The 11,075-nt window shown below is 64.4% G+C and carries 10 protein-coding genes and 1 tRNA gene; 2 read left to right on the forward strand and 9 right to left on the reverse strand.

Annotation, left to right across the window (positions count from 1 at the left end; all coding sequences use genetic code 11):
• Positions 1-2: 2 nt before the first annotated feature.
• The 4 genes from CEK29_RS15340 to azu form a co-directional block, all read right to left on the reverse strand.
• Positions 3-2,411 carry a TonB-dependent siderophore receptor gene (locus CEK29_RS15340; protein WP_094858611.1) on the reverse strand — a complete coding sequence of 803 codons (2,409 nt, stop codon included), beginning with the start codon at positions 2,409-2,411 and terminating at the stop codon, positions 3-5.
• Positions 2,412-2,535: 124 nt separating this feature from the next.
• A complete protein-coding gene (locus tag CEK29_RS15345; protein ID WP_094858612.1) occupies positions 2,536-3,489 on the reverse strand; it encodes a FecR domain-containing protein in 954 nt (317 codons plus the stop codon).
• Between the two features lie 61 nt (positions 3,490-3,550).
• Positions 3,551-4,060, reverse strand: coding sequence for a sigma-70 family RNA polymerase sigma factor (locus tag CEK29_RS15350; protein WP_094858613.1), 510 nt, complete (start codon positions 4,058-4,060; stop codon positions 3,551-3,553).
• Between the two features lie 194 nt (positions 4,061-4,254).
• On the reverse strand, positions 4,255-4,707 hold the full coding sequence (gene azu / locus CEK29_RS15355; RefSeq protein WP_094801808.1) for an azurin: 453 nt from the start codon (positions 4,705-4,707) through the stop codon (positions 4,255-4,257).
• 292 nt (positions 4,708-4,999) lie between these two features.
• On the opposite strand from azu, the gene CEK29_RS15360 reads away from it, so the two are divergent.
• Positions 5,000-5,719 carry a hypothetical protein gene (locus tag CEK29_RS15360; protein ID WP_094858614.1) on the forward strand — a complete coding sequence of 240 codons (720 nt, stop codon included), beginning with the start codon at positions 5,000-5,002 and terminating at the stop codon, positions 5,717-5,719.
• 55 nt (positions 5,720-5,774) lie between these two features.
• Here CEK29_RS15360 and CEK29_RS15365 read toward each other — a convergent pair whose 3' ends face one another.
• A complete protein-coding gene (locus CEK29_RS15365) occupies positions 5,775-6,458 on the reverse strand; it encodes a Fe2+-dependent dioxygenase (protein WP_094801812.1) in 684 nt (227 codons plus the stop codon).
• A 28-nt stretch (positions 6,459-6,486) separates the two neighbouring features.
• Positions 6,487-8,694, reverse strand: a complete 2,208-nt coding sequence (locus CEK29_RS15370; protein ID WP_094858615.1) for a TonB-dependent receptor — start codon at positions 8,692-8,694, stop codon at positions 6,487-6,489.
• Between the two features lie 417 nt (positions 8,695-9,111).
• Here CEK29_RS15370 and CEK29_RS24195 point away from each other — a divergent pair, with 417 nt between their 5' ends.
• Positions 9,112-9,648 carry a DUF6622 family protein gene (locus tag CEK29_RS24195; protein ID WP_369597738.1) on the forward strand — a complete coding sequence of 179 codons (537 nt, stop codon included), beginning with the start codon at positions 9,112-9,114 and terminating at the stop codon, positions 9,646-9,648.
• 131 nt (positions 9,649-9,779) lie between these two features.
• On the opposite strand, the gene CEK29_RS15380 is transcribed toward CEK29_RS24195, so the two are convergent.
• The 3 genes from CEK29_RS15380 to CEK29_RS15390 all read right to left on the reverse strand — a co-directional run bounded on the left by CEK29_RS15380 (position 9,780) and on the right by CEK29_RS15390 (position 11,073).
• Positions 9,780-9,856: transfer RNA gene (locus tag CEK29_RS15380), tRNA-Pro, on the reverse strand.
• Positions 9,857-10,257: 401 nt separating this feature from the next.
• Positions 10,258-10,671, reverse strand: coding sequence for a MerR family transcriptional regulator (locus CEK29_RS15385; RefSeq protein ID WP_094801816.1), 414 nt, complete (start codon positions 10,669-10,671; stop codon positions 10,258-10,260).
• A 57-nt stretch (positions 10,672-10,728) separates the two neighbouring features.
• The gene (locus CEK29_RS15390; RefSeq protein ID WP_094801818.1) at positions 10,729-11,073 is read right to left on the reverse strand and encodes an integration host factor subunit alpha; all 345 of its coding nucleotides are present in this window, start codon (positions 11,071-11,073) and stop codon (positions 10,729-10,731) included.
• Positions 11,074-11,075 lie beyond the last annotated feature (2 nt).

Here is an 11,075-nt window from a genome sequence, read left to right on the forward strand (position 1 = left end):
CGTCAGTATTGATAACGCAGGGTCAACATCACGCTTCGCGGCTGGCCGTAATAGTTCTGCCGCGAGGCTCCGCCCAGCTTCTCGTAGTATTTGCGGTCGAACAGGTTATCGACCGTCAGCGTGCCCTCGATGTGCCGGTCGTACCGGTAGCCGATCTGCGCCGACACGAGCGCGTAGCTGCCCTGGTCCCATCGCACGTTGCCGCTCTGCAGGTAGTTGCCGCTGTTCCAACGCACGCCCGTGCCCACGCTGAAACCCTGCAGCGCCGGTTGCGTGAAGCGGTAGCGCGTCCACAGATTGATGGCGTGGCGCGGCGTGATGGTGCTGTACGACAAGCCCTCCGTGCCCGCGGCCGCCTCCAGGTACTTGGTCTGCGTGTAAGCGTAGCCCGCCACGATGTCCCAGTTCGGCAGCGGTGAGCCGCTGATCTCGGTCTCGAAACCCTGGCTGCGCACTTTACCGGCCGCCACCGAGTACATCGGGTTATCGATATCGTTCATCGCGCGGTTGCGATCCACGATCTGGAACAGCGCGGCATGCGCGTTGAGGCGGCCATCCATGAACGCGCCCTTCAGGCCGGTCTCGATCTGGCGCCCCACGCGCGGTGCCAGAGTATTGCCCTGCGCGTCGATGTCCGTCTGCGGCTGAAAGATGCTGGTGTAGCTCGCGTAGGCCGACAACTGCGGCGTCAGGTCGTACACCAGCCCGGCATACGGCGTGGTGCGCGCGGCGATGCGCGTCTCGGCCTGGCTGAAGTCGCCGAAATACTGGTTGGCGTTGCGCGCGTCATTCTTCCACCACGCCAGCCGGGCGCCGGCGATGACCTTCAGGTGGTCGGTAGCCTGGATGTTGGCGCGCGTATACAAACCGAACTCGCTGGTACGCCCATCGTTGCCGTTGACCTGGTCCATGTCCGGGAGCGTCATATCGATGACCGGCGCGTAGACATTGGTGGGAAACACGGTGCCGCCGCCGTAGCTGAACTGCTTGCGCGTATGGCTGTAGTCAGCGCCGACCAGCAGGCTGTGTTCGCGCCCGAAGGCCTCGATCGGCAGGTTCAGGTTGGCATCCGCACCGGTGGTTTTCCAGTGATTGCGGTACGACCATGCGATGAGATTGGTGGCGCCGGTGACGGGATCCACCGCCCGATTCGGCCAGGTCGTCAGGCGCGTCGGCGTATCCGTGTCTCGATGGAACACGCTGGCCTTCACAATGCCGCCGCCCGCCAGCCCGTGCTCCAGGTCGGCGAACAGCTCCGTGGTTTCCTCTTCGATCCGATTCCAGGCAGCGCTCAGGTTGGTGCCGCGGCGCACGTCGAGTAGCGAGCCGTCGGCGTACGCGGGCAGGCCGAACGCGGGCGTGCTGCGCGAGCGCTGATGCGTGAGGCCGGTGGCCAGCTTGGTGCGCGGCGTGAGATCGGCCTCGACGATACCGTAGAGCGTGGGCCGCTCCGAGCTCACGCGATCCACGAACGAACCGCGATCCTCATAAGCGGCGATGAACCGTCCACGCACCTTTCCCTCGCTGTCGAACGGCGTGCTCAGATCGGCCACCGCGCGGTAGTAATCCCACGAGCCCACACTGGCTTGCGCGCTGAAGGCGAAGTCCTGCAGGGGCCGCTTGCGCACGAGGTTCACACTGCCGCCCGGCTCGCCTGTGCCCTGGTACAGCCCGGAGGGGCCACGCAGCACTTCGATGCGATCGTAGATGGCGAGATCGAAACCCGCCGACAGATTCCCCGCCCCCGCAGGCGTGCGCATTCCGTCGACCTGAATCGCGTCGAGCGTGTAGCCGCGCGAGATAAAGCCCGAGATATCGCCGCCGCTCGAAAGCGTCTCCACCGTGATCCCCGTCACGTTGCGCATCGCGTCCGACAGGCTGTTCAAGTTCTGGTCATCGAGCTGCTGACGCGTCACCACCGACACCGACTGCGGAATCTCTCTGAGCGTCTGCGTGCCCTTCCCCAGCGTGACCGCATTGCTGGTGTATGACTGCGTGCCTTCGCTGGTGGCGCGCTCGCCGACGCCCATTACGGTCACGGCCTCCAGCTGCGTGACGCCGCCCGCGCTCTGCAAGGAATAGGTACCCGCGCCGCTCGGCACGGCACGATACGCCGAACCCGCGAGCAGGCGGTCGAAACCCTCCTGCACGCTCATCTGCCCGGAGATCCCCGTGCTCTGGCGGCCCGCCAGCCAGGCGGGGTCGTACACGATCTGCACCCCCGCCGCGGCGGCGTAGCGGGCAAGCACGGTATCGAGCGGGCCCGGGCCGATCGCCACGTCGTGAATCTGCGAAGCCGGCGCGGCGGTCTGTGCGCCGGCAGCGGCACTCGCCAGGGCCGAGCACCAGAGCGCCGACCAGATCAATGCCTTGCGGGATCCCCTGCCCCGCGGTGCGCGTACACGTGCCATCACTCTTTCATCCTTTCGTCGTCAAGCAAGAAGCGCCCGCATCCCCTCGATGCGGTGTCACTACCTACTCCGCACGAGAACGAAAAAGTGATCACGTCGCAGCAAAATATTTTGGCGCCACCGCTCAAGCGTCGGCCGGCCCCACCGACACCCAATAGCGCGTGACGCGCCGCACCGCGATCGGCAGGCGTTCGGCCAGGGCGGCCAGCGCCGCATCGGTGTCGCGCAGCGACAGCGCGCCCGACACCCGCAGCTCGGCAACGGCAGGGGCGCAGCGCAACACGCCGGGGCGGTGCCGGGCCAGCTCCGCCACCACATCGGCGAGGCGCTGATCGCGCACGACCAGCATCCCCCGCTCCCACAACGCCGCGCTGTCGTCCACCGGCGCGAGCGCGCTGGTGCCGGCAACCGTGAAACTGGCCCGTTGCCCCGCGTCGATGCGCAGCGGCGGGGCATGCACTGGACGCGCCATCACCGCGTGCTCGAACACCATCACCTGCGTACGGTCCTCGAGCAGGCGCACCGAAAAGCGCGTCCCCAATGCCTGCACCTCGCCTTGCGGCGTCTGCACCACGAAGGGCCGGTAGGCGCCCTGCGGCTTCTGGCCCGTGGTGACCAGCACCTCGCCGGCCAAAAGAACCAGCCTGCGCTCGGCGGCGCCGTAGCGCAGATCGACCGCGCTGCCACTGTTCAATACCAGCCGTGTGCCATCTTCCAGCGTGCGGCTCAGTGGCTCTCCCGCGGCGGTACGCAGATCCGCCCGCCAGGCGGGCGCCTCACGCCACACCATCCAGCCGACCGGCACGGCCACGCCCAAGCCCAGCGTGGCGCGCAGCACGGCGCGCCTGCCCTGCCGCTTGCGCGTGGCGCGCAGCACATCGTGTCCGATGCGCGCTGGCACCCCTTCGAAGGCGCCCAGCACCTGCTCCGCGCGTGCCCAAGCCCGGGCGTGCGCCTCACCCTGAGCCAGCCAGCGTTCGAATGCGCGGTGCGTGATGACATCGGCGGGCTCGTAGCGCAGCCGGATCACCCAATCGGCCGCTTCTTCGAACAGTGGATCGTCAGGTCCAACCGTCATGGCCTGAAAACCCAGGCGGGCACAGGCAAGGCCACCGACGTCGGCGCAATCACATGGGAAGTCATGCGGCGGCCGTCATGCACGCCACCAACGCTTTCTGCAGGTGGCGCCGCACCGTGATGACGGGTTTGCCCGTCTGCTCGGAGATCTGCTGCAGCGTCAGCCCGTCGAGCTGGGCCAGCAGGAACATCTCGCGGGTGGCCGCGGGCAGCCGCTGCAACATGGCGTCGATCGCCACCAGCGTCTGCACGATCATGAGACCCGTTTCGGGCGGCGGGACCTGCGGCTGCGGCAGGTGCGCGATCGCCTCAATGTAGGCCTGCTGCACCGCGCGGCGGCGCCAATGATCGACCAGCAATCCCTTGGCAATATGCGTGATCAACGCGCGCGGCTCGTCCTGCAGTACGGGTGGACGCTGCGCGGCCATCAGCCGCACGAACGTGTCCTGCGCCAGATCGGCCGCGTCGCTGCTGTCGCCCAGCTTGCGATGGAGCCAGGTTTGCAGCCAGCCATGGTGATGGCGATACAACTGCTCGACCGCGGGGAGAGAAAGAGAGTCGGTAGATGACAAGATGCCCTGCAGTCTACCGAATGCGAATAAGAAATACTATTAATTAGAACGAAGCACCCGGTGCCACCGCGGCGCGGGCGCAACAACGGGCCGGCGGTTGCGTTGCGGCTATGTCTGCCGGGCGCCGGCCAACCCCGTGCCGGCGACGGCGCTGCACCCTGGCCCACACCGTCGCCGAGCAGGGAGACCGTCAATCAGGGAGCCAGCGTCAGCTCGCCCTTCATCAGCGCCGAGTGGCCCGGGAACGTGCAGTAGAAGCTGTACTTCTGACCCGCGGCCAGCTTGGCCACATCGAACGTGGCGGTGTCTTTCTCGCCGCCGCCCAGCATCTTGGTGTGCGCGATCACGCGGGTATCGCCTTCCTTGAAATAGCCCTTGGCGGCACCGGCCGCCATGGCTTCGCCGATCACGCCCTGCATATCGGCCGTGCTCGACAGCACCCAGTTGTGGCCCATCACGTTCACCGGCAGCTTGCCCGCATGCGCCAGCGTCACCGAAAACGTCTTGCACGACTTCGGCACTTGAATGGCCTTGGTGTTGTATTGCATCTGGTCGTTGGACGAGATCTCGACCGCGCACTCATTGGCGAACGCCGGCGAGGCAAGCAGGGTCAGTGCGATCAATGCAGCATGTTTGGCGAATACCACGGAACACTCCTTCGAATTCGGTAAGCCGCGCGCACCCCGCGCGCGGCGCGCATCTCACGGTGTCCCGGCCATGACCCGGTAACCGCACGACGACGCAGACAGAGCGTACCGCTGCAGTTGAAGAATAGTGTTGATATGGGACAAGTATCGAGCACGCGCTCCGAGAACGAACACCGTTGTTCTTTCTCATCAAGAGTGGGCGCGCGCAAACGGAATGCCGATTCAAATTGCGCTTTTGCCCGCTACTCGACAGCGACCATTTATAGTCGGCACTTCTTCACGCGAGCTCGTCATGACCAATCCCAACTCCGAATCGCTCATTGCCCTCAAAGATTGCACGGTACTTGGTGCCAGTGGCTTTCCGTTCGACACCGGGACCCCTGTCACTATCGGCTTTCTCGGCGCCGATGTCATATGCACGAGCGGGCAGCAAATCGCCAAATTTTCACTCGTCGAAGTGTTGGATATTGAGATAACCGGCCCGGGGACGACCGTCAGTGGCGGAGGATTTTTGGGCGGAGGCTTTGGCGTCGAGGGAGCGCTGCAGGGGATGGCCATCGCCGGCGTGCTCAATGCACTCACAACAAAGAAGACGACCCACACGTTCCTGACCATCACCACCAACTTCGGTGAGCTGCATCTGCACTACGGTCTGATGGAGCCAGGCGCCTTGCGCATTTACCTGTCGGAAGTTTTTGTGCATCTCAGGCGCATGAACGCTCAATGGGCTAATGCACGGGTCCAGCTCATCTCTGCCCAAGTGGCTGCGGGCGCCATCGCAGCCGAAGATGCGGAGATCTATAAGTCTCGCGTCCTGTCTCCCGCCGTCTGGCCAGACCCCTACGCCGAACAAAAGGCGCTTGCACGCATGGAAGAACTGGCCTTTCAGGAGGCCCCGAAGGGCCGATGTCCCAATTGCGAGAAGATCATCCCTCTTCTAAGCGAAACATGCCCGTTCTGCCGCGCCAATTTCGGCGAGTACGCCCATTGGAAGGTGCTTCCCCTGACCTAGCGCGCCCGCACCAGCTGACCAGCTCTGCAATACCCGGGCACGTACCGGCAAAGCCCTACGGCGTCGCCCACCGGCGCAGCAGGTTGTGATACGTGCGCGTCAGCCGGACCACGGTGTCGTGGCCCGGACCGAGCTGGCTGCCCGCATCCTGAATGGCGCAGTCGAGGTCGAACAGCAAGGTTCGCTGGCCCTCGTCCCGCACCATGCTTTGCATCCAGAAGAACGAACACAGCCGCATCCCGCGGCGCACCGGCGTCACGTAATGCAGGCTGTCCGAGGGGTACAGCACCATGTCGCCCGCCGGCAGTTTGACCGCGTGCTCGCCATAGGTGTCCTGCACCCGCAACTCGCCGCCGTCGTAGCTGTCCGGCTCGGCCAGGAACAGCGTGGCGGACAGATCGGTGCGGATGCTCACACCCGTGCCCGGAATGCGGCGGATGGCGTTGTCGACATGCAGACCAAACGACTGGCCCTCGCCGTACACGTTGAACAGCTTGGGAAAGATGCGCGCCGGCAGTGCCGCCGACATGAACAACGCGGACCGTGCGAGCCCCGCGTCGATCAGGGCGGCGGCCTTCAGCCCTTCTTCCGAATCCGGCGGCAGCTGCAGATTGTCTTTCACCAGCGCCGACTGAAAGCCGGCCGTGCCGCGCCCGTCCTGCCAGTCTGCCTGCAGCAGGAGCTGGCGGCACGCGTGCACCTCGTCGGCGCTCAGCACGCTGGGTATGTGAACCATCATGACGCTGACCTCCGGATGTGTGTGGGCATCAGAACCGATACAGCGCGGACAGCATGGCCGAGCGGCCGTCGCCGTATTCGATCGCCGACGACCGCGCCTGCGTGCCGGCGGTCTGGCGCACGCGCTCGACATACAGCTCGTCGGTCAGGTTCTCGATATTGAGCTGCAGCTTCAGGTTGCGTGTCACGTCGTACGACGCCATGACGCTGTGCACCCAATAGGGGCTCAGCTTGCCATCGCCCTGCGACGTGACATTGCGCGAGCCGACAAAGCGCGTGCCGTAACCCACCGTCCAGCCCTGCGGCAGCACGTACGTGGTCCACAGACTGAAGGAATGGCGCGGCGTGTTGCCCAGCGCCTGGCCGATGCGCGCGGGCGTCACCAGCGACCGTCGCGTCTCGCTGTCGCTGTACGTGTAGTTGGCGAACACATCCCACTTCGGCGTCAGCTTGCCCGAGGCATCGAGCTCGACGCCCTTCACGCGTTGCGCCCCCGCGAGCAGGTAGGAGCCATCGGCCAGCGCTTCGCGGGCATTGGTCTTGTCGACCTGGAACAGCGCACCGCCCACGGCGAGCCGCTTGTCGAACAACTCCCACTTGGTGCCCAGCTCGAGCGTGCGGTTTTTCTCGGGTGCGAGCGAGGACGTGCTCTGACTCACGCCCGAGCCCGTCGTGACGAGAAACTCGGCGGACGGATTGAACGACGTGCCGTAGGCCACGTAAACACGGCCATTCTGCGCCGGCTTGTAGGTGAGCCCGAAACGCGAGCTGAGCTTGCGATCGGACGTGTGGTCGTCGGTGCTCGCGGCAGAGACCGAATGGCTGGCCGAGCGGCCGTCGATCCAGTCGTAGCGCAGCCCGACGTTGGCATCGACACGCTCGCTGAGCGCGACCGTGTCCATGGCATAGATCGCCTTGGTGTCGAGCCGGGTTTTGTTGCGGGCCGATATCTTTTTATCGACGGCGCCGCGCCAATACCCCGGCGGATTGGCCAGGGCATAACCCGCCGCGGGGAACAGCCTGCTGATGTTGTACGAGTACGTGTCCCGCTCGTAGTCTTCCTGCGAGAACTCCACGCCCGTCACCAGGGTGTGCTGCAGCCCCATCGTGCCGAACTTGCTCGTCAGATTGGTTTGATTGGCCCACATGGTCGTGTGCGAATCGCGCCCGTAAGCCTGCGGGCCGGCGGGCTTGTAGTAGCCCGTGCGCATGCCCTGGCGGTTCACGTGCGAGGCGGAGATCACGGTGTCGCGATTCAACGATGCATAGCGCAGCGTATTCTGCAGCTTCAGGCTTTCCGAGAACGTATGCTCGAGCCGGGCGGTCGCCGTGTCGGACTGAATTTTGTCTTTGTCGAGATTGCGCCAGCCGAAGTAAGCGTGGCGCGACACGCCATCGAGCGGCTTGCCGCGGAAGGCCGGCACGCCATAATCGGGCACGTTGTCGTCGGTCTGATGAAATACGCTGACCGTAAAGGTGGTGGGGCCGTTCAGGCCCAACGCGAACGACGGCGCGATCCCCCAACGCTTTTTCTCGATCTGATCGCGGCCGGGCACGTCGTTGCCATGCCCCATCAGGTTCAGGCGGAACGCGCGCGATCCGTCGTCGAAGGCCTGGTTGGTGTCGAGGGTCAGGCGCTTGTACCGGTCGGTGCCCAGGCCCGCGCCGACCGTGGTGAGGTCGGAGGACTTGGGCGCCTTGCTGATCATGTTGATACTGCCGCCCGTCGTGCCCGCTCCGCCGAAGACGGAGTTGGGCCCCTTGATGACCTCGACCGATTCAATATTGAACAGGTCGCTGCGACTCGTTTGCGCGCTGTCCCGCATGCCGTCAACCTGCATGCTCGCATTGGCGCTGAACCCGCGGATATTGATCGAGTCGCCACTGCCGCCACCGCCCTCGCCCGCGTTGAACGTGATGCCGGAGACGTTGGATAGCGCCTGCCGCAGGCTGAGCGCGTTCTGCTCGTCGAGCACCTGGCGCGGCACCACCGTGATGGTCTGCGGCACGTCGATCAGCGGCGCGGCGTACTTGCCCGACGCGGACGCATCGGTCTTCGACCCCTGGGGCGCATCTCCCGTCACGGTCACCGGCGCGAGCTGCACCGGCGGCCTGGCGTCGTTGGGCGAAGCCCCGCTGGCTTGCGCCGGCACGCCAAGAACGGCGACAGCAGCCAACGCGGGCGCCAGGCAAGAACGGGGAGGAAGCGCGCGAGCGGTAATGTGCGGCGATTTCATCGGAGCATTGATCCTTTAATGAGAACCATTACGGTTCCTGGATAGACGGAGACACAGCCGACCGATGGTTGCACGCGAGCAAACCGCAAAGACTGATGAAAACTGGACGCCGCCCCATGCCGCGGCGCCGTGGCGCGGCCGCGTTCCGGGCTCACTTCGAGGTTGCAGCGAGTTTTCGAGGAGTTACGTTGTGGGACTGCATATGAAATGGGGCGAGCGGCGGGGCCCCTTCGCGGCCTCCTTCGGATCCAGGGCTCGGGCCCTCGGCAACGAAGTTCTGACGGATTGGCATGCCGCCGTCGAGCCTGCGAAGTCGCTTTATCGTGGGGCCACGCAGGATCCATCCGAAGCTCGCCCTTCTGTGCGAGCACAACCCAGCGCTCATGTCCCTCCTGGGCGGTCGAATAGGAAGGTCGAATGCCTACGGAGTTTCTGCGTCACACGCCACTGTGGGTGTGGGGCGTGTTGCTGCTATTGATCTACCGGGGAATTCGCGCACTAAGCCCTCGCCGAAGCACGTTGCTGCAAACGCTGCTACTCCCCTCTGCATTTCTCGTTTGGGGGTTGGCGTCTATCCATGCGGACGCCCATGTGCGGCTTCTCGCCTACGCAGCTTTTGGCATTTTTGTTTGCGTAGGCGGCGTTGCGGGCTATCTGATCTGGCCAGGACGCCTAGGTGCCACCTACGACAGCCTGAGTAGGCGAATCGCCCGGCCAGGCTCCCCGATAACGCTCGTGTCGCTCATCATCATCTTCGTTTGCAAGTTCGTCATTTCGGCGATGGCCGCACGAAACCCGTCACTGACTTCCGATGCCATATTCACGCTGGCATCCGGCGGCTTCACGGGACTGGCGGACGGCCTGCTCTGGGGATTCACCATCCGCCAATTGTGGCCATTGCGGCATGAAATTTGGCCTCGGAAGGGCGCGCCGTTTGGGGGCAGCGGACAATGATGAACGGTGGATGGCCAGTGGTTGGATCGTGATCACCGCGCGGGCCACATTGGCCAACGCTTAAGCCGAGTCTTTTGATGCCCCACAACGACAAAGGCCGTCAGTGATTTCTCACTGACGGCCTTTCTTTTTGGTCGGGACGGCGGGATTCGAACTCGCGACCCCTTGCACCCCATGCAAGTGCGCTACCAGGCTGCGCTACGCCCCGAAGACCGAAAGTATATCAGAACTAAATCAATTTGCGCAAATCCGGGCATCTATCTTTGCAAGCCACGCAAAAGCGAGATCACATCGATGGCGGGTGGCGAGCCTGGCGTTTGGGGAACGCCTCGCATGCCACGCGCATGCCGGAATGCACGAACAGACTGCGCGAAACGGAGGCGGAAATCTTGCGATGCCCTGCTCTTCGTGCCGCGTCGCTGAGCTACGACCGGGCCGGAATAATACCCCATAAAAAAGACGCGTGCGGCGCATCGACGACTTTTTTTCATGCTGATGACATGAGGGGATGCCGCGGCGGCCACATCCGCGCGCACCAAAGCAAAAGGCACCCGAAGGTGCCTTTGCGAATGCGTGTGTGGCGAGAGCCGCGCCCTCCCCTGCCACGCGTCATGCGGCCTGACTGGCAGGCTTGGAACTCGAGGTGCCGAGCGCTTCGGCCAGCGAGGCCGAGATGTCGCCCAGCTCGTTGCGCAGCGATTGCAGTTCGGCTGCGCTGAGGCGGACGGCGGCGTCGGCATCGTGCGGCACATCGCGCGCATCGCCGAGGCGATTGCGGGCACCGCTGATCGTGAAGCCTTGCTCATAAAGCAAGGAACGGATGCGGCGGATCAACAGGACTTCATGGTGCTGGTAATAACGCCGATTGCCACGACGCTTGACCGGCTTGAGCTGCGTGAATTCCTGTTCCCAGTACCGCAGGACATGGGGCTTCACCCCGCACAGGTCGCTCACCTCACCGATGGTGAAATAGCGCTTGGCGGGAATGGGCGGTAGCGTGACAGTGGATTCGGGACGAGTCATAGGTGGATTTTATGCCGCAACGCTTCGAGGACCGATAACAATTGCCGACAAAGCGTATCACTCCGCGGGGTTGATGAGAGGGTCGGACGCCGGGGTGTGCTCGACCACGCTTTTGAGCTTCTGGCTGGCATGGAATGTCACCACACGGCGCGCCGCGATCGGGATCGTTTCGCCGGTCTTGGGATTGCGCCCGGGACGCGGCGGCTTGTCGCGCACCTGGAAATTGCCGAAGCCCGAGAGCTTCACGGCATCGCCACGGGCCAGGGCTTCGCGGATCTCTTCGAAAAAGGTATCGACGATATCCTTGGCCTCGCGTTTGTTCAGACCGACCCGCTCGAACAGAAGTTCGGCGAGTTCGGCCTTGGTGAGCGTGCGCGGCTCGGCAAGCATAGGGTTCCCCATGA

Origin of the sequence: Bordetella genomosp. 5 (genome assembly GCF_002261475.1) — a bacterium.
GTDB lineage: Bacteria > Pseudomonadota > Gammaproteobacteria > Burkholderiales > Burkholderiaceae_B > Bordetella.